We start from the raw sequence: 22,467 nt of genomic DNA on the forward strand, positions 1-22,467 counted from the left end.
CTATGCGTATTCTTACCTTTGTTGCCGCGTTGATGATGCCGCTTGCCGCACAGGCGCAGGACCGCGCACCCATCCTGATGGACGTTGCCGAGACACATATCTTGCCCAGGTTCGACAAGCTGCCGGAAACGACCGGGGCTCTGGTCAGTGCTTCGCGGGTGGATTGCGATCCGACCTCACCTGCGTTGCGCGCGGCTTATGATGCGGCCTTCGACAGCTGGATTTCCGCCAGTCACCTGCGGTTCGGTCCGACCGAGGTTGATGATCGCGCGTTTGCCATGGCGTTCTGGCCCGACACGAAAGGGTTCACCACCAAAGCCCTGTCCCAGCATATCGCAACCGAGGATGACGCCGTGCAAGACCCGGAAGCCTATGCCGAGACATCCATAGCCGGGCGCGGGTTCTTTGCGCTCGAACGGATGTTGTTCGATCCCGCCTTTGCAGAGCAGGGCAATGCAGATTACCGCTGCGCGCTGATTCAGGCGATCGCGGCGGATATTGATGCCAACGCGCGGGCGATGGCCGATGACTGGCAAAGCTATGCCCCCGGCCTGACCCGGCCCGGTGAAAACGGCCGCTACCGAACGCAGGACGAAGCGATGCAGGAACTGTTCAAGGCTTTGTCCACGGGTCTTGAATTCACGGCCGACACTCGGCTTGGTCGCCCGTTGGGCACGTTCGACCGCCCGCGCCCGAACCGCGCCGAAGCGTGGCGGTCGAAGCGATCCTTGCGCCATGTCGAACTTTCACTGGTGGCCCTTCGTGATCTTGCATCGCGGTTGGCCTTTGATCATCCCGATATCGCCGCGGATCTAGATGCTGCCTTTGCGCGCGCCATCGAGAATGCCCAGGCCATTGACGACCCGGCGCTGGCGGGCGTTTCGGATCCGCAGGCCCGGTTCCGTATCGAGGCCCTGCAACAGTCCATCCACGATATTCGCGCCATTGCGTCGACTGAACTTGGCCCGACCCTGGGCATCAGCGCAGGCTTCAATTCTCTGGACGGGGACTGACCCATGACATCGCGCCGCCGTTTTCTTGCAGGGCTGGCTGCAACCTCACTGCCTCCGATCCATGGATGGGCCTCGGTGGGCAGGCCGGAGTTTCTGGCCGCAGCGCTGTTTCCGGATGGTTCGTATCGACTGGCCGGGCTGGATGCACAGGGAACGCTGCTGTTTTCCGTGCCCCTGCCCGCGCGCGGTCATGCGGCGGCGGCACATCCGGTCAAACCACAGGCCGTGGCCTTTGCGCGCCGTCCGGGCACCTTTGCCGTGGTGATTGATTGCGTGACGGGATCACCGATCGCGCGGCTGACGGCGCCGGAAGGCCGGCATTTTTATGGTCACGGTACTTTTTCAGCCGATGGCGCGATTTTCTTTGCCACCGAAAACGATTTCGAAGCCGGAGAAGGTATCATAGGCGTCTGGGACGCCGAAACCTTTGCGCGCTTGGGTGAATTCCCGTCCGGCGGCGTCGGGCCGCATGACATGCGGTTGATGCCGGGTGGGAAAACGCTTGTGATTGCCAATGGCGGGATCGAAACCCATCCCGAAACCGGGCGCACGAAGCTGAACCTGCCGACGATGAAGCCCAACCTGACCTACCTTTCCCTGTCGGGCCTGGTTCAGGAGCAGGTGTCGCTGACGCCCGCGCTTCACAAGAACTCGATCCGCCATCTGGCGGTCCGTCGCGACGGGCTGGTGGGCTTTGCGATGCAGTGGCAGGGCAGCAAGGCCGAACATCCGCCCTTGCTGGGCCTGCACCGTCAGGGGGAAACCCCGCACCTTCTGTCAGCGCCTGAGCAGGATCAAAGAACGCTGCAAGGCTATGCGGGCAGCATCGCGTTTTCGGCGGATGGTGCAACCGTTGCCATCACCTGTCCACGCAGCAATGCGCTGCATCGGTTCGACGTGGCCAGTGGCACATTCAGCGATGCGTTCGAGCTTAAGGATGTCTGCGGGCTTGGATCGGGCCCGAACGGCTTGGTTTTCACCACCGGAACCGGTGTGTTCGGCGCGTTGGCCACTGCGCACCCCGAGATCCGGACCCGCGCGAAGTGCCAGTGGGACAATCATCTGGTCCCGATCACCCCACCGGCATGAAACTCGGATTTTTCCGTCACATAGTTTAGGCTTGGAAGAATCAAACAGCTGCCGTATTGGCGGGCGCGAAACTGGCACCCCTACGTTAAGGACCGACTTGATTGAAACAGACGCCCGACGCACCGCATTCCATCTACGGAGTTGAAAAATGGGGCAAAGGCCTCATCGAGGTGACGGAGCAGGGCGAGATCGGTCTGCGCAATCCCATGGTGCCCGAGGCCGAAGCAATCAGCCTGCCCGGCATTCTCAGTGATCTGGACGACCGTGGCATCAAGGCTCCGATGGTGTTGCGCGTGTCGTCTTATCTGGAACATGAGATCGCGCATCTGAACGAGAGCTTTCGCGAAGCAATTGAACGCGTCGGCTACAAAGGCAGCTATCGCGGCGTATTCCCGATAAAGGTGAACCAGCAGGCACAAGTCGTGGACCGGATTGTCGAGTTTGGCAAGAAGTACAACTACGGGCTCGAGGCCGGATCCAAGCCCGAATTGGTGGTCGCACTGGCGCACCGTCTTGCCAGCGAAGCGCTGATCGTCTGCAATGGCGTCAAGGATGCCGAGTTTATCCAGCTTGCCATCCTCAGCCGCAAGATCGGGTTCAACACCGTCATCGTTCTGGAAAGCCCGAAAGAGGCGGACACGGTGATCGAGGTCTATAAAGAGCTGGGCATCGAACCTCTGATCGGCGTACGGGTCAAACTGACCAACCAGATCAGCGGCAAGTGGGAGGAAAGTTCGGGCGACCGCTCGGCCTTTGGCATGAACACGGATCAGCTGGTCGCGACCGTGGACAAGCTGAAAGAGGCTGGCCTGCTGCATTGCCTCAAGCTGCAGCACTCGCATCTGGGCTCTCAGGTGCAGGACGTCAACGACGTGCGCCGCGCCGTGGGAGAGGCCTGTCGCTATTACACCGAACTCACCCGAGAAGGCGTACCGCTGACCCACTTAGACCTCGGCGGTGGTATGGGTGTGGATTATACCGGCGAGAAGAAGGCCGCCGAAAACTCGATCAACTACACGGTCGAGGAATACTGCGCCAACGTAGTCGAAACCGTGGCCTACGCGATGGATGAGGCTGAAATCGACCACCCAACGCTGGTCACCGAAAGCGGGCGTGCGGTCGTGGCGACGTCGTCGATGCTGGTGTTCAACGTTTTGGAAAGCACACTTTACGACGCGCCGAACGGCCCCGAGGTGGAAGCGGACGATCACCACATGGTCGCCGATCTGGCTGCTGTGCATGGCTACCTCAGCAAAGATCGCCTGCAGGAATGCTGGAACGACGCCACCTTTTACCGCAACGAGTTGCGCGCCCTCTTTCGCCGTGGCTATGTCGACCTGCGCCAGATGGCCCGTGCGGAACGCATCTATCTGTCGCTCATGGCCCGCCTCAAAGCGCTAGCCGCCAGCGATGATCTGGAAACGGATGTAGACGATCAGCTTGAAAAGGTCGCCGATATCTATCACTGCAACTTCTCGCTGTTCCAATCCTTGCCGGACGTCTGGGCCATCGACCAACTTCACCCTATCGTGCCGCTGCAGGGCCTGAACGAAACGCCAGACCGCCGCGCGGTGCTAAGCGATATCACCTGCGACAGCGACGGTAAGATTGATCGGTTCATTCTGGCGGACGGCGTCTCGCCCAGCCTGCCAGTGCATTCCCTGCCCGACGGGGATGAGTACTTCATGGGCGTTTTCTTTGTCGGCGCCTATCAGGAAACGCTAGGCGATCTTCATAACCTATTTGGAGACACCAATGTCGTCACCATCGACCTGCGCGCTGATGGCGGCTTTGACCTGCTGCACGAGCAGGAAGGCGACACGATTAGCCAGGTCCTGTCCTATGTCGAGTTCGACCCGCAGGACTGCGTCGCCGCCTTCCGCAAAATGGTGGACGAGGCGATCTCGACCGGTACTCTGAAAGCCAAGGACCGCAAAACCCTGATGAGCGCCTACCGCGACTCGATCAACGGCTACACCTATTACGAATAACCCCCTGTGAGAGGAGACTACCCCCATGGGTTCTTTGACTGGAAAAACACTGGTTGTCGGCGCAGGCGGCGTATCGCACGCCGCCGTGCACAAGATGGCGATGAATTCGGATATCTTTACCGAAATCACCCTGGCCAGCCGCACCAAATCGAAATGCGACGCCATCGCCAAGGCGGTGAAAGAACGCGTGGGCGTTGATATCGCGACCGCCGAGCTGGACGCCTACAAGGTCGAGGACACGGTCAAGCTGATCAAGGAGACCGGCGCGGAAATCCTCGTGAACCTCGCCCTGCCCTATCAGGATCTGGTGTTGATGGATGCGTGCCTTGAAGCCGGCATTCACTATCTCGACACCGCGAACTATGAGCCTGAGGACGAGGCTAAGTTCGAGTACCACTGGCAATGGGCCTATCAGGAGCGGTTCAAAGAGGCCGGCCTGACAGCCGTCCTCGGCTCGGGCTTCGATCCGGGTGTGACCAGCGTCTTCGCGAAATGGCTCAAGAAACACAAGCTGGACACGATCCGTCAGATCGACGTACTGGACGCCAATGGCGGCAGCAACGATCAGGAATTCGCCACCAACTTCAACCCGGAAATCAACCTGCGCGAAGTGCTGGCCGAAGTCCGCCACTGGGAAGGCGGCGAGTGGAAACACTCCCCCGCCATGACCCACAAGGTCGAATTCGACTTCCCCGCCATCGGCCCCAAGAATATGTACCTGATGTATCATGAGGAACTTGAGTCGCTGTCGACCCACTTTCCCGAGATCGAGCGCGCCCGCTTCTGGATGACATTCGGCGATGCCTACATCACCCACGCCAAGGTGCTTGAAAATGTCGGCATGACCCGCATCGACCCGGTGATGCATGACGGCAAAGAGATCATCCCGATCCAATTCCTGAAAACCCTGCTGCCCGATCCCGGCGATCTGGGCGCCGAAACCAAGGGCAAGGCCTGCATCGGCGACATCGCCACGGGTCAGGCCAAGGACGGCTCGGGCGAGAAGACCTACTACATCTACAACATCTGCGACCACGAGGAATGCTATGCCGAGGTCGGCAGCCAGGCCGTCAGCTACACCACCGGAGTCCCCGCCATGATCGGCGCGGCACAGGTGCTGAAAGGCAACTGGCGCGAACCGGGCGTGTGGAACATGGAACAGCTCGACCCGGATGATTTCATGGACATGCTGAACACCCACGGCCTGCCGTGGCAGGTCCACGAACTCGACGGGCCCGTCGAGTTCTGATCCCTCGGGGCGGTCCGCGCGACCGCCCTGCTTCATCTGGCTGAAAATATCCCGGGGGGTCCGGGGGGCAGGCCCCCCGGCCTTTTCACAATCGGAGACGCCCGACATGTCCGACATGATGACCACACAGGCCGGAGACGCCGGAGCCTTCCGCCACTTCGACCTGACACGCGTGCCGTCACCCTGCTTCGTCGTCGACGAAAAGGCGGTGGAGCGAAATCTGGCGGTTCTGGCCGATATCGGTGAGCGCTCTGGCGCGCATGTCCTGTCGGCGCTCAAGGCCTTCTCGATGTTCGCTCTGGCCCCTCTGGTGCGACAGTATCTCGGCGGCACTTGCGCAAGCGGCATCTACGAGGCCCGGCTGGGCCGCGAGGAATATGGCGGCGAGGTCGCGACCTACTGCGCGGGCTACAAGGACGCCGACATCGACGAAATCCTTGCGCTCTCGGATCACATCATCTTCAACAGCCCCGCGCAGAAAGACCGCTTCTTGGCCAAGGCACAGGCCGCGGGGCGGCAGGTCGGGCTGCGCATCAACCCCGAGCATTCAGAAGGCGAGGTCGCGAAATACGACCCCTGCGCACCGTGTTCACGCCTCGGCACCCCGGTCAGCCAGCTGGACGCCAAGGCGCTGGAAGGCGTAGATGGCCTCCACATGCACACGCTCTGCGAACAGGGGTTCGAACCGCTGGCGCGCACCTGGGCTGCGGTCGATCCGCAACTCGCCCCCTTCCTGAACGACCTGAAATGGCTCAATTTCGGCGGCGGTCACCACATCACCCGCAGCGACTATGACCGCGACGGGCTGGTAAAGTTCATCAAACACATCCGCGCCAAATACGGCGGCGAGGTCTATCTGGAACCCGGCGAGGCGGTGGCGCTGGATGCGGGCATCCTGGTGGGCGAAATCCTCGACCTGCCGCACAACGGCATGGATCTGGCGATCACCGATATCTCGGCCACCTGCCACATGCCCGACGTGATCGAGGCCCCCTATCGCCCCGCCCTGATGGACGAGGCCGAAACCGGCCACACCTATCGCCTGGGCGGCCCCTCGTGCCTGGCGGGCGACGTGATCGGCGACTACACCTGGGCCGAACCGCTGCGGATCGGGCAGCGCTTTGCCTTCCTCGATCAGGCGCATTACTCGATGGTCAAGACCAACACGTTCAACGGCGTGCCCCTGCCCACCATCGCCCTGTGGAACAGCGAAACCGACGACCTGAAAATCATCAGGCAATTCGGCTACGACGACTTCAAAGAGAGGCTTTCATGAGCATTTTCCTCGACAGCGAACTGACCGAGACCGAACGCAGCGAAGACGCGCGATTCCACGTGATCCCGGTGCCGCTGGAACGCACCGTATCCTACGGGTCCGGCACCGCCAAAGGCCCCGAAGCGATCATCGCGGCCAGCAATGAACTCGAACGCATCACGGGCCACGCCGAACCCTGCGTCGAAGGCATCTTTACCGAGCCCCCGCTGGATTGCGACGGCCCGCTGCCGGACGTTATGGAGCGCCTCGCCCAGCGCACCGAGGCCGCCGTCCGAGCCGGCAAGGTGCCGGTCACGCTGGGCGGCGAACACTCGCTCAGCTATGGCGCGGTCATGGGTGTGACTCGCTCGCTAGGCCAGCCCCTCGGCATCGTGCAGATCGACGCCCATGCCGATCTGCGCAACGCCTATCAGGGCGAAAAACACTCGCACGCCTCGGTGATGCATCTGCTGGCCGAGGAAGGTATCCCACTGGCCCAGTTCGGCGTGCGCGCCTTTTCCACCGAGGAAGCAAAAAGCCGTCTGAGGAACCGCGTCTTCCACGTGGATGCCGAAGAGTTGGTTACCGGCAACATCCATGCCGTCGACCTGCCCGAGGATTTCCCCGAACTGGTCTATGTCAGCTTTGACGTTGATGGGCTGGACCCGGCGCAAATGCCCGCGACCGGCACGCCAGTTCCGGGCGGGCTGGGATACTATCAGGCGCTTCGCCTCGTCGAACACGCCCTGAAGGGCCGCCGCTGCGTCGGCTTCGACGTGGTCGAACTGGCCCCCGACGGCAATGCCGCCTGGGATTTCACTGCGGCGCAGATCGTCTATCGCCTGATGGCGAGCTGCTAAACAGGCAGGCGGGCCGGGCTGGCCCGCCTGATCCGGTTCCTAGCCGGTTTTGCCGTCATCGGCGGTTTCGTTCAGCTCCACATGGCCTTCGCCCCTGTTCAGGACGCGGCGCAACATGGGTTCGAAGAACTCCAGCGGCTTGGTCGGATAATTCGGGTCGAACGCCTTCTGATCGTATTCATGGCAGAAATAGCGACAATCTTCCCAATGAGGACTGTCGCGATATTTGTCGCGCGCGTTGCGGTCGCCGCCCAGATGGTGGTTGTAGTAATATCCCTGAAACACGCAATGATGCTTGAGAATCCAATACGTCTTTTCGCTGACGTAAGGCTTCATCATCGCCGCTGACAGCTCTCCGTGATTGTAGGGTGACAGGATATCGCCGGTATCGTGGATCAGCGCCGCCACCACCAGTTCCTCATCCGCACCGTCCTCGTAAGCACGTGTCGCGGCTTGCAGGCTGTGCTGGTAGCGGTTCACCGGATAGGGCGTCCATTCTTCGTCCAACGAGCGGATGGCATCGAGGATGCGGTCTGGCAGGGCCGCATTATACGCCTCTTCGTACTCCATCACGGCGTCCCAGTCGGCCTTGGTGGCTGTCTCGAAACTGGTCCAGGTGGGTTTGTGGCTTTTGTCCAGCATGGCTGATCCTTTGGCATATGTCCTGAACGGAAGCGTAGTTCGAAACCAACCCCCAAAAAAATGAATTGATTTTATCACAATGATCAAAAAATACTTTCGACATGCAATTCAAAGCTCTGGAAACTTTTCTCTGCGTGGCTGAAACCGGTGGCTTTCATGCCGCCGCCCGCAAGTTGAATGTGACGCAGACCGCTGTCAGCGCGCGTATTCGCCTGATCGAGGAGGAAACCGGCAGGGCGCTGTTCACGCGCGGTGCCGGCGGAACGGCGCTGACCGAGTTCGGCCGGCAGTTCAAACCCTATGCGGAACAGATGTTGTCCCTTTGGGGCTTTGCATCGCGCGACCTGCCGGTACAGGCACAGAACCGCCCGGCGCTGCGGTTGGGCGGCCAACTCAGCATCTGGGATCCGTTGCTGGTGGACCTGGCGGTTCGGTTCGAACAGCGCTTTGGCAAATTGCTGTTGACGCTGAACTATGACCACGACCTGAACATGGTCGAAGCGGTGGCAACGCATGTGCTGGACGCGGCGATCACACATGAAAAGCCGGCGGACCGGCGTGTCACGTGGTACGCGCTTGAACCCGAGCTTTTGTCCCTGGTCCGGACGCCAAAGACTGACGGCACGAACGATGACATGATCTTCGTCAACCTTGAACTGGGCGAGGTCTATCAGGACCATGTCAGATCGGTTGCGCGACGGGCGTCGGGTCAGACAGTGTTTCTTGGCAATTGCATGATGGCGCTGCGATATATTCTGCACCGAGGCGGAAACGGCTATTTCCCCGATTACGTCATTTCCGAACATCTGGCCTCGGGTGCTCTGGAGCGGGTCGAGGACAGTATCAGCTTGCCGCTGCCCATGTATCTGGTCACCCGCGGTGATCGCGAGGAATTTGACGACATTCAAAGCTGTTTGGTGGATCTTCGCGGCTAGAACTCAGGCCGGCGTCGGCATGATCTGGGACGCGCGTTGCCGTTTTCGCATCAGCGGCCGACCAGCAACAAGCAGGAACAGGCTCGAGATCAGCATCCCTATGATTGCGGGAAGGTACAGCAGAAACCAAAGCTCCGGGTCATCGATCACCACCGGGGAAACAAACCCGCGCACACCTTCAAGCAGCACAAGAATGGTGAAGGCGCCCAATATCTGCGGCCACAATCCAAACCGGGAAAAGCTGCCCAGCATCAGGGTTGAATACCCGGCCAGCGCCACGGCGATGCAAATCGCGATCCACGAGAACCGCTGGTGCAGCTCTTCGATCAGCTTGCCTTGGCTGAACCCTTCCGTGGCTGAAACCTCATCCCGGTTGCGGATCAGGTCCGCCGTTGGAATGGCTTCGAGGCTGCGCCGGGCCATCGGGTTTGTATTCGTCAGTTCCGAGATGTCGTAGGACGCGTCCTGGAACAGGGTCGATGACAACACCTTGCCTTCCTTGTTCAGGCGCAATGCAACCCCATCAACCATCACAAGGTGGATGCCCGCATCATTATTGACCAGATAGGCCGTTACGCTTGAATAGCTGACCGCGTTTTCAGGATCGCGGCGGTCAGACACGAACACTTCGTGGAGTGTGCCGTCCAGATCAATGCTGCCTATGTAAACCGTGACACCTTCGGCGGGGTGCAGAAACTCGCCTTCGTTCAGCAGTTGAGCCGTCACATCTCCGGCCACTTCAGCCTGCCGGATTTCCAGCTGTTCCACCGAGGCTGGGCGCAGGAACACGCTGATGATCGCCATCATCACCCCGGTAATCACACCGAACAGCAGCACCGCCCGGGCAAGCCGCCAAGGGCTGGATCCGGTGGCCAGCATAACCGTCAGCTCACTTTCGCGGCTCAGGCGATTTGTGGCATAGACGGCGGCGGCAAACACGGCCATAGGCATGACCGTGCGGATCAGGGTCGGCAAAGTCAGCGCGGTGAATTCCAGAAAGACCATTGCCGACTGCCCACCGCTGATCACCCTGTCAAACAGGCTGACAGACCGGGTGATCCAGAACACACCGACAAGCACCAGGGTGAAAAAGCCAAACAGAATCAGCAATTGCCGCAGGAAATATCCATCAAAACGCGACATGGGGCCTCGTGCGTGTGTTCGTTTGCAGCGGACACTAGGGCATTAAGCCGGCAGAGGAAACAGGCATTGGACGTCAGGATGCGCCTGTATGCAACCTTGGCGCATACCGGCTTCATCGCACATCCCCGTTTTGGCATCAGAAGGGCCGGGAGATTACGCTTTGTGAAAACAGCGGCTCATGGCACATTTTACGAATTGATTAGAATGGAGTTTGGATAATGGCACTGTTTTTTTCACGCCGCACCTATAACGCCCCAAAGAAAAAGTTCACGTTAAAGCCGGCGGCAAAGACCAGATATGTTCACATCACCCAGCAAAGCCCCGGTGGAAAAATTCGTAAGGGAAGTATTGTCAAAAAAGCCAAATGGCTGGATCTCGTGCGACAGGAGGGCGGGGATTCGGCCGTCCTGATCTATGTTCACGGGTTCAACACCAGCCAGAAGGGCATGCTGGACCGGCTGGGGAAAATAGAAACCAATCTCAGGGGCAACGGGTATCAGGGCGCGGTCGTTGCCTTTGACTGGCCCAGCGACGGGTCGGTGCACACCTATGACTCGGACCGCTCCGATGCCAAGGCGGTGGCGCCGCATCTGGTGGGGGATGGGATCTTGCCGCTGTTGGGAATGTCGCCACGCCCCAAGGTGCATCTGATCGCTCATTCCATGGGGGCGTTGGTGGTACTGCGCGCATTCTCGGACTTCGGGGATTCGGCCGGGCCCGGCAACAAGATATGGTCGGCGGATCAGGTCATGTTTGCGTCAGCGGACATTGATTCAGAATGGCTGGAAAAGGGCGCATGGGGCGATCTGGTCCTGAAAAAGCGGTGCAAGCGGTTCACCAATTATTACAGCCGGAAAGACAAGGTGCTGGCCCTAGCCGGCGGGATTGTTCACGGCGGTCGGCGCCGCGCCGGTCGTGTCGGGATGCCGAAGCTGACCTCGAAAGGTCATTGGGATATTTTCTGTGACCACCAATATCAACGAGACGTCCCCAAAGGACAGCGCAAGATGATGAAGTCGCATCGCTGGTGGTTCGACAGCGGCGGGTTTTATGAGGACCTCGCCCTGACGATCGACGGCCATCCGGCAAAAACGATGCCGACCCGGCACAAGACAAATATCGGGGATCTGGCGCTGCTGGCCTGACTGACCGGCCGCTGCACGCCTTTCTCTGGCGCAAAGCCCGATTTTGCGGGTTCTGCTCAAGCACCGGCTTTGGGCAGAATCTCTGCACGTTCTGATATCGTCAGTATGCGTTGCTGACCAGAAACGGAAAGGGCGCGCTCGACCTCAAGCGCGACCCAGTCACAAGGGAGAAACTGAAAACCTGCGTTCTGTACAGAACCTGAACGCCAACTCTTTGACATTCTCAGACAACCAGACTTTCCAACATCCGTCAGTGACGCTGTTCACACTCTGGGCCGGAATTTTTTGATGGCGTATAGGGTTTGGTTGCACTGCGGCTCACTAAGCCTGCATGCGTCCGGATTGCCGGTTCGCCCCGGCCATAGTCGAAAGCCGCGCGCGCTGGAAACGCGCCAGGCACGATTGCCGATTGGTGTTTTGATGCGGATGGCAGGGGCAGCAGGGTTCGAACCCGCGACCTACGGTTTTGGAGACCGTCGCTCTACCAACTGAGCTATACCCCTGTGGTGAGCCCCAGATATGACAGCCGCGCGGCGGACTCAAGAGGCTTTTTCGAATTCCACACCACTATCTGAGCCGACAAACAAGTTGCGCAAAATGTGCAGTGCGCTAAGACAAGGTCCGGTCAGCAAAAGGAACCCCGTGTGAACCTCCGCAAGAAGATCGCAGACAGCGAAGCCGTGCTGAACTGGGTGGCCCGCCGGATCGCCACTTACATCCGAATGGTCAACCGCAACACACGCTGGCAGCGCATCGGATACGAAGAACTGGATCAACTGGTCGAACAAGGTGAACCTGTCATCGTTGTGCTTTGGCACCAACGGTTGGCGCAGTCGCCCTATTTCTTCCCGCTGGACAAGGGGCGCATCTGTTCGATCACCTCCTCTGCCCGGGCGGGCAGCATGGTGGGGCGCGTACAAAAGCTGTTTGGCATGGACACGATCGCCATGGCCAGCAAGACACGCCACGTCGCCTTGTCACGTCAGGTTCTGGGCAAGATGAAGCAGGGTATCTCTATTGGGATCGCGGCAGACGGACCGCGCGGGCCGGAACGGGTTCTGTCGACGGTTCCTTTGGTTTGGGCGCGCACCTCGGGCAAGCGTGTATTCGGCATCACATATTCAACAAAACATGGTCGCGAAGCGGGAACCTGGGATCACCTTCTGATGCCCCGCCCCTGGCGAAATGAAGGCGTGTTTCTGTGCCGGGAATGGACTGAAACGGTGCCCCGCAAGGCCAGCGAAGAGGAAATCGAAACCCTGCGCCTGAGCCTGGAGCAGCACATGAACGACATCACAGCAGAAGCTGACCGGATGGTCGGGCGCGAGCCCTGGTCACCTGACGCCTAACCGCCCCTGAGACGTTGCATCAGATAGACTTCGCTGCCTTCGGGAATCGGCTCGGTAAGCCCGGTGGCAATGACACGCCCGTCGATCGCGATGGAGACCCCCGCGTCAATGGGGGCCTGCAACTGCGGGTGGGCCCGGACCAGAGCCCGCAAAAGCTCTCCGGTGGTTTTGGCCTCGACCTCAACCACTTGCTGGCCCCCGGTCAGTGACCGGAGGCCGGACCAGAGGTGGACCTCAACCATTTTCCTTCAGGGCCGCCAGAATGCGCGGCGGAGACATCGGCAGTTGCTTCATCCGAACACCCGCCGCATTGGACACCGCATTGGCGATGGCGGCCAGGGGCGGCACGATGCCCGTCTCGCCCACGCCGCGCACCCCGAACGGGTGGCCCGGGTTGGGCACTTCGACGATCACCGTGTCAATCATCGGCAGGTCACTGGCAACGGGAATCCGGTAGTCAAGAAAGATCGAGTTCTGCAACCGGCCATCTTCGCCATAGATGTATTCCTCGTTCAGTGCCCAGCCGATGCCCTGTGCGGCACCACCTTGGAACTGCCCTTCCACATAGGTCGGGTGGATCGCCTTTCCGGCGTCCTGAATGACCGTGTAGCGGGTGATCGATGTCTTGCCGGTTTCCGGATCGACCTCGGCATCGACGATATGGGTGCCAAAGGATACGCCCGCGCCTTCGGGGGTGGCTTCGAAATGGCCCGAAATCGGGCCTCCGGTCGATCCCATATCCGCCGTGATGTCGGCCAGAGGCATCGGGTCGAAATCCCCTGCATTGGGCCCCGAGGGCACCGCGCAGCCGTCTTCCCATTTCACCGCATCGACCGGGATGCCCCACTTGGCCGCCGCACGTTCGCACAGTTTCTCGACCGCGTGTCTTGCGGCCTTGATCGTCGCGAGGCCCGACGCGTAGGTCACACGCGAACCATGGCTCACGTCGTTGTAACCCAGCGTCGCCGTGTCGGCGATGGTCACGCGGATGTTTTCATACGGAATGCCCAGAACCTCGGCCGCCATCAGAGCCATGGATGCGCGCGACCCGCCGATGTCGGGTGTGCCGACCATCAGCTGCGCCGAACCATCCTCGGACAGTGCCAGTGAAACGCTGGTCTCGCCCCCGTGGTTGAACCAGAAACCGCAGGAAACCCCGCGCCCCTGCCCCGGCTTCAGCGGGGCCGAGTAATGGGGATGCGCTTTGGCAGCCTCAAGGGTTTCGACCAGACCGATGCGTTCGTAGGTTGGGCCATAGCTGGCCTTCGTGCCTTCATGCGCGGCATTTTTCAGACGCACATCAATAGGATCGAGGCCCAGCTTGTTGCAGAGCTCATCAATGACGGATTCAACGGCGAAGGCGCCCATGGGTGCACCCGGCGCGCGGTAGGCGGCCTGTTTCGGACGGTTCGACATCACGTCGTAACCGATCTGCTTGACGTTGGTCAGGTTGTAGGGCGCAAAGGCACACATGGCCGTCATATCGCCCGGGGCGCCGGGGAAGGCCCCGCCTTGCAGGCGGAAGACACCCTGCGCCGCCGTGATCGTGCCGTCTTTCTTCATGCCGATCTTCACGTCCATTGACGCCGAAGAGGTCGGCCCGGTGGCTCGAAAAACCTCGGACCTAGTCATCACGATCTTGACCGGACGGTTGGCCTTGCGGCTAAGCGCCAGCGCGACAGGTTCGATGAAGACCGTGGTCTTGCCTCCAAAACCGCCGCCGATTTCAGATGCCGTGACGCGCAGCTGAGAGGTTTCGATTCCCAGCAGCGCCGCACAGGTTTTCTGCGCGATCCAGTGACCCTGAGTTGTGCACCACAGCTCACCCTTGCCGTCATTGCCCAGCATGCCCAGACAGGCGTGCGGTTCGATATAGCCCTGATGGGTCGCCTCGGTGACAAAGCTGTCTTCGATAACCAGATCGGCCTCGGCAAAGCCCGCTTCGACGTCACCGTGACCGCTTTCGTGATAGCGTACGACATTCGGGTGCATCCCTTCCGGCACCGAATAATCCGCAGCACCTTCCCGGATCACCGGCGCATCCGGGGCCATCGCTTTGTCCACGTCGGTGACGTGCGGCAGCACCTCGTATTCGACCTCGATCAGTTTCAGCGCGTCACGTGCCGCCAAGGCAGATGTGGCCGCCACCGCAGCAACCGCGTGCCCGTCATAGAGCGCCTTTTCCCCCGCCATGACGTTTTCCAGCACATTCCAGAATTCACCTTCGAGCCCGGGCTTGAATGGGACATCGGCGAAATCGGCACGGGTCACGACGGCTTTGACGTCCTTCGATGCCTCGGCTTTCGAGGTATCAATCCTGACGATCCGGGCATGGGCATGGGGTGAGCGCAGAATCGCGCCGTGCAACATGCCGGGGGCCGAGATATCCGCACCGAACTTGGCCCGGCCCGTCACCTTGTCCAGACCGTCAGGGCGATCGGGGCGGGTGCCAACGAAGGTGAAATCAGTTTTGCGATCGTCCAGAGCCATTATGACGCCTCCCGCATCTCAGCCGCCGTGTCCATCACGGCGCGAATGATCTTGTCATAGCCGGTGCAGCGGCACAGGTTGCCCGCCAGCCAATAGCGCGTTTCTTCCTCGGTCGGATTTGGGTTCTTCTCCAACAGCGACTTCGCCGCCACCAGAATGCCCGGGGTGCAGATGCCGCATTGAAGCGCGGCATATTCGATCATCTTCTTCTGCAACGGGTGCAGGATGTCACCATCCGCAATCCCTTCGACGGTCTCGATCTGCTTGCCTTCGGCTTCGACACCCAGCATCAGGCACGAGCACACAAGGCGGCCATCGACGGTGACCGAACACGCGCCGCAATCACCAGTGCCGCAGCCCTCTTTGGCGCCGGTCAGGTTCAGCTTGTCGCGCAGACAGTCCAGCAGGGTTTCGCGCGGGTCGCACAGGTATTCGACTGCGTCCCCGTTCACGGTGGTGGATACGTGCAACTTGCTCATGCGTTTTCTCCCTTCGCGCGGGCATAGGCGATCTTTGCAGCACGCTTGGCCAGAACGCCAGCGACTTCGGTACGGAACGCGATCGTACCTCGTTTGTCATCGATCGGATTGCAGGCGGCCGACGCGGCCGCGGCCAGTGCGTCAAGGGAGGCATCGTCCAAAGTGCTGCCGATGATCGCGTTGGCACAGTCTTCAACCAACAGAACGGTCGGTGCCACGGCACCCAGCGACACGCGCGCCTCGGTGATGACGTCACCATCCAGACGGAGGTTCACGCCAACGCCCACCACCGCAATGTCCATTTCGGTACGGGGGATGAACCGCAGATAGGCGTCGCCCCCATTCGCACCACGGGCAGGGATGTTGATGGCCGAGATCAACTCGCCCTTCGCCAGCGAGGTCCTGCCGGGCCCGGTCGGGATGTCCTCGACCGCAACGTCACGCGTGCCATCGGGGCCGGTTACGGTGACGGTCACGCCAGCGGCCACCATGGCGGGCACGGAATCAGCCGCAGGTGAGCCATTGCACAGATTGCCCGTCAGCGTCGCGCGGCCCTGAACCTGGGTTGAACCGATCAGGTCCATCGCCTCGACCACACCGGGCCAGTCGCGGCCCAGATCGGGGTGCTCGCTCATCTCGGCGCCGGTGACGGCCACGCCGATCGTCCAACTGCCGTCGGCATTGCGGGTGATGTCACGCACGCCGTCGATCTTCTTGATGTCGATCAGCGTATCGGGCGTCACCAGTTCCGAGCGCAGTTGTACCAATACATCCGTACCGCCCGCCAGAAAACGTGTGATGCCCGTCGCGTTCGCGGCCAGAGCCGAAGCTTCGGCAAAGCTGGCGGGGCTGTGATAATCCATGAAGCTACCTCGTACCTGTTGGTCAGGAATATCTGGGTTCGCGGCGACGTTAATTCACCCCTCGTCCGGCGTCCATGGGCCGAGCGACCAAAATTCAACTTCCAAATGTCGCTTTTGGACAGGGTTCAGAGATCGATCTCGATCACCCCATCAGGTTCCGCCGCGCGGCTTTGGCACAGGATCATGGCGCCTTCGCGCTGTTTGCGGGACAAAACGAAATCCCGATGCTCGACCTCGCCCGAAATGACACCGCATTTACAGACGCCGCAGATGCCGTCAGCGCATTTCACATCCACATGAATACCGGCTTCGTTCAGAACTTGCGCCGCGTCCTTGTCTGCGGGCACGGGCAGTGTCCGGCCCGAACGCGCAAGCTTGAGCTCGAACGCGTGGTTTTCATATTCAGGCGTTTCAGGAACCGAGAAGTATTCCAGATGACGTGCCTCTTCGGGAAAGCCCTGCTGCTCGGCCGCCTGAATCACGCCGTCCATGTAACGATCCGACCCGCAGGTATAGACATGCCATCCATCTTGGTAACCGGACAGAATCACATTCAGGTCAGCGCGGGTGCCTTCATCCGAGAAATGGTAATGTATTCGATCCGCCCAGGGCATGGCGGCCAGATCATCCAGATACCCCGCCCCGCCCCGTGTGCTGGCCGAATAGTGCAATTCGAACTCGCGGCCCAGCGCATGCAGGCGATGGGCAAATGCGATCATCGGGGTAATGCCGATGCCGCCGCCCATGAGGAATGTTCTGGTTGCCGTTTCATCCAATTCAAAGTGATTGATCGGTTTGGACACGAAAACCTTTCGGCCCTCGGTGAAGATGCGATGCAACAGCGCTGACCCGCCACGCCCGTCATCCTCGCGCAGCACGCCGATCTGATAGGTCTTACGATCCGACGGGTCGCCGGACATGGAATATTGCCGCAGAAATTCCGGCGCGACCAGGACGTCCAGATGTGCGCCCGCTGTCCATCCCGGCAGGGGCGCACCGTCCAGCGATGCAAATTCGTATTTCGTGACATCCGCCGTCATCTTTTCAACCTTGGTCACGGCGACCCGCATCACAGGCGCATCACCGGCGATCTGATAGCGATGGATGATCGACATGTCCCCGCTTGCCTTGCGGGCCTTGTACTCGTCGGCCGTCACCATGGCCTCATAGGCTGCAATCCCGGCTTCTCGGTCCATTGCAAAGGGATAGGGCCAGGGGTGCGGAGCCAGATAAGCGGGATAGACGGCCAGGGTCTGATCCTCGTATTTCAGGTCCAGATCCTTTTGCAGGTCGCGCCGGTTCAACGGGTGCGTCGCGGGGCGATAGGCGCCGTCCGGCTGCAACTCGATATCCCACCACCATTTCTTGATGTCGTTCAGCCCGCCATTGCCGACCGCATCGTCCAGCCTGGCCAGCGCGGGCGCGGCGGCGGGGATGTTCATCGCAGCCCAGCGGAAGGGGCGTTCGGCGAAGAGACCTTCGAGGTTCCACGGGCAGGTCTTCATGCAGCGCCCGCACATCGCACCGCCCGGGGTCGTCACACGGTACGTGGCGCATTTCTGGCTGTCGGATTTCCAGATTTCGTAACCGTTGAACATCAGCTTCGGTCCGGCGGTGATCGCGCCCGAGGGACATTCGCGGGCGCATTTGTTGCAGGATGCGCAAAAGGTTTGCAGGCCGAAATCGATGGGTTTGTCATGCGTCATCGGCATGTCGGTCGTCACCACGCCTGATTTCAGGCGCGGGCCCAGATAGGGGTTCAGGATCACTTCTCCGATCCGGCTGACCTCACCCAGGCCGGACAGCAACAAAAGCGGCGGTTGCAGCACCTCGCCATCCATCACCGTATGCGCCTTGGCCTTGTAGCCCAGGTTGCGGATCTGCTGGGCAATCACGCCGCCCAGCAGCGAAAAGCGCAGATAGGCGCGCATGGATTGGGCGACGCTGATCCAGTCGTCACCGCTGGCACCTTCCATCGTTTCATAGCCCTGATCGATGATCATGCTGATGGCCTGATCATGCGGCGGCACGATTTCTTCGCCCGTGGCGTCATGAGAATACCACGCCCATTCCGGGCAGCGGCTGAGGCCCACCGCATCGACCCCCAGGAAATAGGTCGCCGCCTTGATGTTCGCCGCATTGCGCTCGGCATCGGTGGATCCGGCGACCTCGGCACTTTCACCATCCTGCAACAGAACGAATGCACCCAGCGCGCGACGCTGGGCAAAGCTGGGCGCGGCCTTGCGCACGTAGTACCCGCCTTTCGCGGCGTCCTGCAATGACTTGCCCATGTCGCCGAACTGGGCGCGGGCGAACATGTCGGCGCGCTTGGGAACGCGGGCAACATTCTCTTCGTCGATATAGGTTGTCGGAGCCTCGACCCGTTTGAGTTTTTCGAAGGGATGGGCCCCGTCCACATAGCGTCGTTTGGCATATGGGTCACGGTTGAGGGCGTTCTTGGCAAATCCCGCGCCCAGCCACCATGCCGGACCTTGGGTTCGAAACCACGGCTGTTGCGCCATGGGCCTCAGCGGCCGTTCATGCGCGATGGGCATCTCGGTCGTCACGGCTGCAAGGCCAAACCGGGTGCCCAGCCAAGGCGCAACCAGCTGGTCGCCCTCGACCGAGGCCAGACCGGCGGCCACGGCCAGCTTGCCCAGATCAACTTCGGACGACATCATGCTGTGCGCGCGGGCGTCAAAACCCAGCAGTCGGATATAGTTGGCGATGACTACGGCATTCTCGGTTGCCAGCAGGCAGGAACGATGATCCTGCGCGTCGATGATCCAGTCCGCACCGGGTTCGGAAGGGTCAGGGTCGCGGTTGTGTTCATAAAGAAAGACGATGGCGTGACGGTGGTCGTCAATCGGCTTGGGCGCGGCCTCCATACTGTCTTTCAGATCGGCCATGATGAGATCGATCCCAGAGGCCAGCGTTTTGGTCTGGCGCGTGCGCAGCGCGTGGGCAAGCCGGTCGATATCGGGGTTGCGGCGTGGTTCGTCCAGCAGTGCATCCGACGGCAACGGCCCACAGCCCATCATCGATGCGTCGTTGAAATACCCAAATGCCTTCAGATGGTTTGCGCGCTCCTGCGGATCTGAGGGGATCTCGGATGCAATCGGGTTCACCAACCCGTCGCGGATCGCGTCCAGCATCGCCTGAAACTCGCCCATGGCGTTGACGATGTTGTCGGGCCGTTCCGGCCGGTGGAAACTCAGTTCGCCCATGGCGGGCACGCGCGACAAATCCGGCATGGTATCTTGTCGGGTCAAACGCTCCAACGGGTATCGCCCCATGTGAACGGGCCGGTTCTTGTCCGAGAAAAAGCGGATTCCCATTATGCGCCTCCTGTTGCCATCCATCCCCTACCCCGTCATGGACAGCGAAACCATTCATGCATAATCATAAGTGGTATGAAGAAAATCGATTTCACCGATCTCGACGGCAGGGTTCTGCGCACCTTTCTGACCATTCTCGAGGAAAGCTCGGTTTCGAAAGCTGCGGATCGGCTGGGCGTCACGCAATCGGCCATCAGCCACACGCTGGCCAAGCTCCGGCTGGTGCTGGGCGACCCGCTGTTTGTCCGTTCCGGTCAGGGCCTGACCCCGACCGAGCGCGCCTTGTCCCTGAAGGAGCCCGCGCAAAAGGTGCTGGACGGAATGCGGGCGCTGACCGAAGGGCGGCCGTTCGACCCGCAGTCTGAACAGATCAGGATCCGCATCGCCACCAATGACATGCCGCGCGAGTTGATCTTTCCGCAGCTGCTTCGAGAAACACGTGCCGAAGACGCAGGTCTGCGGCTGGAATTCATTCCTTCAGGCGTGCCCGACCCCGAGCTGCTGCGCAGTGACAGATGCCAGTTGATGCTGACCCCGTTGCCGCCGGACGGGCCGGATATCTTTCAAAAACGTCTGATGACCAGCCCGCTGATGCTGTTCTATGACGCCACACAGCGCACGCCCCCGGACAGTTGGGACGCCTATTGCAACTGCGATCATGTCGAGGTTCGCTTTGCCGATGGCCGCAATGCCCGTGCCGTCATGCGTGGCGTCGATCAAAGCCAGATCAGGCCAGCGGTGGTGACCCTGCCTCATTTCAACGCCATCCCGGCCTTCATACTGGGCAGCGACCTGATCTCGACCGACACGGCGCTGATGAAACAGGGCCCGCTGGCCATGCTGGATTGCGCGCCACTGCCGTTCGAATGCGCGTCGGTGTCGATCTACATGGTCTGGCACCAGAGGTCGGCCAATGACCCGGCACATCGCTGGTTGCGGGCCCGGATCGAGGCGATCGCCGCGTCTCTTCAGACCTGAGACAACAGCCAGTCGCGCATGATCCTGACCAGTTGCGGCTGGCGCGGCTTGCGGGGCGCAACCACGTAAAACCCCAGATCTGCAACCAGGACATCCGCGAGCGGCTTAACAAGACGGCCCGAGGCCACCTCGGGCACGACAAGAGGCGCATTGGCCAGTGCTATCCCCTGCCCCGAAACTGCGGCATCGATCGCAAGGCTGGTCTGGCTGAAGCTCATCATTCTGGGTTTTCCACTGACACCCACCCGTTCAAGGAACAAGGGCCACAATCCGTGGGTATCGTTTAGCAATACCTGCTTCATCAAGTCAGAAGGGGTGCTGACTTCCCTCGCTATGGCAGGGCTGCATACCGGGATGAATTCGGTCGAGAACAAGGGCACCGCTTCCAGTTCCGCCGCAAACGGCGCTCGACCCTGCCTGACAGCCAGATCGACGCCATCCGAACTGAAATCCGCCAGACGCTCGCGCGCATCCACCTGAACCGAGATGTCCGGATACAGGTCCGTGAAGCCCGACAAACGCGGCACCAACCATTTCGAGGCAAAGCTCGGCGTGACCGACAACGTGATCCGCCGGTCCGGAGAAAGGTCGGCCACAGCCTCTTCGATCAACCTGAAAGCACGCCGCAGGGGCGCGTGAAACCGCCGCCCGGCATCCGTCAGGCGTAACCCGCGCGGCAGGCGGTCGAACAGAACCTCGTTCAATCGCGCCTCAAGCCCGCGCACCTGCTGCGCCACGGCGCCCTGCGTCACGCCCAGCTCTTCGGCGGCCAGTCGAAAGTTCAAGTGACGGGCAGAAGCCTCGAAAGCGCGCAAGGCGTTAAGGGGTGGAAGGGTGGTCATGCTGTTGTCCAGTAGATTTTCTACAGAATAGAGGCAGCAGAACTGATTGGTCAAACCACTGTCCGACAGCCATCTTGGGATCAACTGAAAACGGAGATGTCAGATGGAAAAAGTAGCACTTATCACAGCGGGCGGCAGCGGCATGGGGGCGGATTCCGCCCGGAGGCTGGCGGCGGACGGTTTCAAGGTCGGCATTCTGTCCTCCTCGGGCAAAGGGGAAGCTTTGGCAAAAGAGCTGGGCGGCGTCGGCATTACCGGCTCGAACCAGTCCACCGAGGATTTGCAGAAACTTGTCGATGCCGCCATAGCCCATTGGGGGCGAATTGACGTTCTGGTCAATTCTGCCGGTCACGGCCCCCGCGCCCCGATCCTTGAACTGACGGATGAGGATTGGCACACCGGCATGGATGTCTATTTCCTGAACGCGGTGCGCCCAACCCGGCTTGTGACCCCGATCATGCAGGCGCAGGGGGGAGGCTCGATCATCAACATCTCGACCTTTGCCGCGTTCGAGCCGGATCCGGTTTTCCCGACGTCGGTCGTGTTCCGCGCCGGGTTGGCCGCCTTCACCAAGCTGTACTCGGACAAATATGCCGCCGCGAATATCCGCATGAACAACATTCTTCCGGGCTTCATTGACAGCCTGCCCGAGAAAGAAGAATTCCGCAGCCGCATTCCGATGGGTCGTTATGGGCGCAGCTATGACGAGATCGCCTCGGTCGTCGCTCTGCTCGCCTCGGAGGGCGGCGGTTACATCACCGGACAGAATATCCGGGTGGACGGCGGTATCACCCGGTCTGTCTGAG

At 60.7% G+C, this 22,467-nt stretch carries 19 protein-coding genes and 1 tRNA gene; 11 read left to right on the forward strand and 9 right to left on the reverse strand.

From position 1 onward, the window contains the following. Positions 1-2 precede the first annotated feature (2 nt). The 6 genes from GOW60_RS08185 to speB all read left to right on the forward strand — a co-directional run bounded on the left by GOW60_RS08185 (position 3) and on the right by speB (position 7,457). The gene (locus GOW60_RS08185; protein WP_171228923.1) at positions 3-1,013 is read left to right on the forward strand and encodes an imelysin family protein; all 1,011 of its coding nucleotides are present in this window, start codon (positions 3-5) and stop codon (positions 1,011-1,013) included. 3 nt (positions 1,014-1,016) lie between these two features. Beyond that, positions 1,017-2,102, forward strand: coding sequence for a DUF1513 domain-containing protein (locus tag GOW60_RS08190; RefSeq protein ID WP_171228924.1), 1,086 nt, complete (start codon positions 1,017-1,019; stop codon positions 2,100-2,102). Positions 2,103-2,203: 101 nt separating this feature from the next. Then, positions 2,204-4,093, forward strand: coding sequence for a biosynthetic arginine decarboxylase (speA, locus tag GOW60_RS08195; protein WP_171228925.1), 1,890 nt, complete (start codon positions 2,204-2,206; stop codon positions 4,091-4,093). Between the two features lie 25 nt (positions 4,094-4,118). Next, complete coding sequence (locus GOW60_RS08200) at positions 4,119-5,342, forward strand: saccharopine dehydrogenase family protein (RefSeq protein WP_171228926.1); 1,224 nt, start codon at positions 4,119-4,121, stop codon at positions 5,340-5,342. A 106-nt stretch (positions 5,343-5,448) separates the two neighbouring features. Beyond that, a complete protein-coding gene (gene nspC / locus GOW60_RS08205) occupies positions 5,449-6,618 on the forward strand; it encodes a carboxynorspermidine decarboxylase (RefSeq protein WP_171228927.1) in 1,170 nt (389 codons plus the stop codon). Continuing rightward, on the forward strand, positions 6,615-7,457 hold the full coding sequence (gene speB, locus GOW60_RS08210; RefSeq protein ID WP_171228928.1) for an agmatinase: 843 nt from the start codon (positions 6,615-6,617) through the stop codon (positions 7,455-7,457). The genes nspC and speB overlap by 4 nt, the downstream gene beginning before the upstream one ends. A 39-nt stretch (positions 7,458-7,496) precedes the next feature. On the opposite strand, the gene GOW60_RS08215 is transcribed toward speB, so the two are convergent. Beyond that, a complete protein-coding gene (locus tag GOW60_RS08215; protein WP_171228929.1) occupies positions 7,497-8,099 on the reverse strand; it encodes an HD domain-containing protein in 603 nt (200 codons plus the stop codon). Between the two features lie 101 nt (positions 8,100-8,200). Between GOW60_RS08215 and GOW60_RS08220 the strand changes: the two genes are divergently transcribed. Next, positions 8,201-9,034 carry a LysR family transcriptional regulator gene (locus GOW60_RS08220; protein ID WP_171228930.1) on the forward strand — a complete coding sequence of 278 codons (834 nt, stop codon included), beginning with the start codon at positions 8,201-8,203 and terminating at the stop codon, positions 9,032-9,034. A 3-nt stretch (positions 9,035-9,037) separates the two neighbouring features. Here the strand turns inward: GOW60_RS08220 and lptF are convergent, their stop codons facing one another. Beyond that, positions 9,038-10,177: an LPS export ABC transporter permease LptF gene (gene lptF, locus GOW60_RS08225; protein WP_171228931.1), complete on the reverse strand. Its 1,140-nt coding sequence runs from the start codon at positions 10,175-10,177 to the stop codon at positions 9,038-9,040. Between the two features lie 218 nt (positions 10,178-10,395). Here lptF and GOW60_RS08230 point away from each other — a divergent pair, with 218 nt between their 5' ends. Further along, entirely contained in the window at positions 10,396-11,322 is a 927-nt protein-coding gene (locus tag GOW60_RS08230) for an alpha/beta fold hydrolase (protein WP_171228932.1), read from the forward strand. 427 nt (positions 11,323-11,749) lie between these two features. On the opposite strand, the gene GOW60_RS08235 is transcribed toward GOW60_RS08230, so the two are convergent. After that, positions 11,750-11,825, reverse strand: a tRNA-Trp gene (locus GOW60_RS08235). Positions 11,826-11,966: 141 nt separating this feature from the next. Here GOW60_RS08235 and GOW60_RS08240 point away from each other — a divergent pair. Then, entirely contained in the window at positions 11,967-12,671 is a 705-nt protein-coding gene (locus GOW60_RS08240; RefSeq protein ID WP_171228933.1) for a DUF374 domain-containing protein, read from the forward strand. Here GOW60_RS08240 and GOW60_RS08245 read toward each other — a convergent pair. The 5 genes from GOW60_RS08245 to GOW60_RS08265 all read right to left on the reverse strand — a co-directional run bounded on the left by GOW60_RS08245 (position 12,668) and on the right by GOW60_RS08265 (position 19,841). Continuing rightward, a complete protein-coding gene (locus tag GOW60_RS08245; protein WP_152458904.1) occupies positions 12,668-12,913 on the reverse strand; it encodes a MoaD/ThiS family protein in 246 nt (81 codons plus the stop codon). The two genes, GOW60_RS08240 and GOW60_RS08245, sit on opposite strands and share 4 nt — an antisense overlap. Then, positions 12,906-15,161 (reverse strand): xanthine dehydrogenase family protein molybdopterin-binding subunit, encoded by a 2,256-nt coding sequence (locus GOW60_RS08250; protein WP_152458905.1) that lies wholly within the window; start codon positions 15,159-15,161, stop codon positions 12,906-12,908. Before GOW60_RS08250 ends, GOW60_RS08245 begins: the two co-directional genes overlap by 8 nt. Continuing rightward, positions 15,161-15,640 carry a (2Fe-2S)-binding protein gene (locus tag GOW60_RS08255; protein ID WP_152458906.1) on the reverse strand — a complete coding sequence of 160 codons (480 nt, stop codon included), beginning with the start codon at positions 15,638-15,640 and terminating at the stop codon, positions 15,161-15,163. Before GOW60_RS08255 ends, GOW60_RS08250 begins: the two co-directional genes overlap by 1 nt. After that, complete coding sequence (locus GOW60_RS08260) at positions 15,637-16,503, reverse strand: xanthine dehydrogenase family protein subunit M (protein WP_171228934.1); 867 nt, start codon at positions 16,501-16,503, stop codon at positions 15,637-15,639. The genes GOW60_RS08255 and GOW60_RS08260 overlap by 4 nt, the downstream gene beginning before the upstream one ends. Positions 16,504-16,628: 125 nt before the next feature. Further along, a complete protein-coding gene (locus tag GOW60_RS08265; protein WP_171228935.1) occupies positions 16,629-19,841 on the reverse strand; it encodes a reductive dehalogenase in 3,213 nt (1,070 codons plus the stop codon). Positions 19,842-19,916: 75 nt separating this feature from the next. Between GOW60_RS08265 and GOW60_RS08270 the strand changes: the two genes are divergently transcribed. Then, complete coding sequence (locus GOW60_RS08270) at positions 19,917-20,819, forward strand: LysR family transcriptional regulator (RefSeq protein WP_171168825.1); 903 nt, start codon at positions 19,917-19,919, stop codon at positions 20,817-20,819. Here GOW60_RS08270 and GOW60_RS08275 read toward each other — a convergent pair. Continuing rightward, positions 20,810-21,661 (reverse strand): LysR substrate-binding domain-containing protein, encoded by an 852-nt coding sequence (locus GOW60_RS08275; RefSeq protein WP_171228936.1) that lies wholly within the window; start codon positions 21,659-21,661, stop codon positions 20,810-20,812. The genes GOW60_RS08270 and GOW60_RS08275 overlap by 10 nt on opposite strands. 103 nt (positions 21,662-21,764) lie before the next feature. Here GOW60_RS08275 and GOW60_RS08280 point away from each other — a divergent pair, with 103 nt between their 5' ends. Continuing rightward, positions 21,765-22,466, forward strand: coding sequence for an SDR family oxidoreductase (locus GOW60_RS08280; RefSeq protein ID WP_171228937.1), 702 nt, complete (start codon positions 21,765-21,767; stop codon positions 22,464-22,466). Position 22,467 lies beyond the last annotated feature (1 nt).

This window comes from Ruegeria sp. HKCCA4008 (assembly GCF_013033125.1).
Taxonomy (GTDB): Bacteria; Pseudomonadota; Alphaproteobacteria; order Rhodobacterales; family Rhodobacteraceae; genus Ruegeria.

Bases quoted from the DNA above. Each gene is read 5' to 3' on its own strand.
- GOW60_RS08185 (WP_171228923.1), top strand. From the start codon at position 3: ATGCGTATTCTTACCTTTGTTGCCGCGTTGATGATGCCGCTTGCCGCA.
- GOW60_RS08190 (WP_171228924.1), top strand. From the start codon at position 1,017: ATGACATCGCGCCGCCGTTTTCTTGCAGGGCTGGCTGCAACCTCACTG.
- GOW60_RS08200 (WP_171228926.1), top strand. From the start codon at position 4,119: ATGGGTTCTTTGACTGGAAAAACACTGGTTGTCGGCGCAGGCGGCGTA.
- nspC (WP_171228927.1), top strand. From the start codon at position 5,449: ATGTCCGACATGATGACCACACAGGCCGGAGACGCCGGAGCCTTCCGC.
- speB (WP_171228928.1), top strand. From the start codon at position 6,615: ATGAGCATTTTCCTCGACAGCGAACTGACCGAGACCGAACGCAGCGAA.
- GOW60_RS08215 (WP_171228929.1), bottom strand. From the start codon at position 8,099: ATGCTGGACAAAAGCCACAAACCCACCTGGACCAGTTTCGAGACAGCC.
- GOW60_RS08220 (WP_171228930.1), top strand. From the start codon at position 8,201: ATGCAATTCAAAGCTCTGGAAACTTTTCTCTGCGTGGCTGAAACCGGT.
- lptF (WP_171228931.1), bottom strand. From the start codon at position 10,177: ATGTCGCGTTTTGATGGATATTTCCTGCGGCAATTGCTGATTCTGTTT.
- GOW60_RS08230 (WP_171228932.1), top strand. From the start codon at position 10,396: ATGGCACTGTTTTTTTCACGCCGCACCTATAACGCCCCAAAGAAAAAG.
- GOW60_RS08245 (WP_152458904.1), bottom strand. From the start codon at position 12,913: ATGGTTGAGGTCCACCTCTGGTCCGGCCTCCGGTCACTGACCGGGGGC.
- GOW60_RS08250 (WP_152458905.1), bottom strand. From the start codon at position 15,161: ATGGCTCTGGACGATCGCAAAACTGATTTCACCTTCGTTGGCACCCGC.
- GOW60_RS08255 (WP_152458906.1), bottom strand. From the start codon at position 15,640: ATGAGCAAGTTGCACGTATCCACCACCGTGAACGGGGACGCAGTCGAA.
- GOW60_RS08260 (WP_171228934.1), bottom strand. From the start codon at position 16,503: ATGGATTATCACAGCCCCGCCAGCTTTGCCGAAGCTTCGGCTCTGGCC.
- GOW60_RS08265 (WP_171228935.1), bottom strand. From the start codon at position 19,841: ATGGGAATCCGCTTTTTCTCGGACAAGAACCGGCCCGTTCACATGGGG.
- GOW60_RS08270 (WP_171168825.1), top strand. From the start codon at position 19,917: ATGAAGAAAATCGATTTCACCGATCTCGACGGCAGGGTTCTGCGCACC.
- GOW60_RS08275 (WP_171228936.1), bottom strand. From the start codon at position 21,661: ATGACCACCCTTCCACCCCTTAACGCCTTGCGCGCTTTCGAGGCTTCT.
- GOW60_RS08280 (WP_171228937.1), top strand. From the start codon at position 21,765: ATGGAAAAAGTAGCACTTATCACAGCGGGCGGCAGCGGCATGGGGGCG.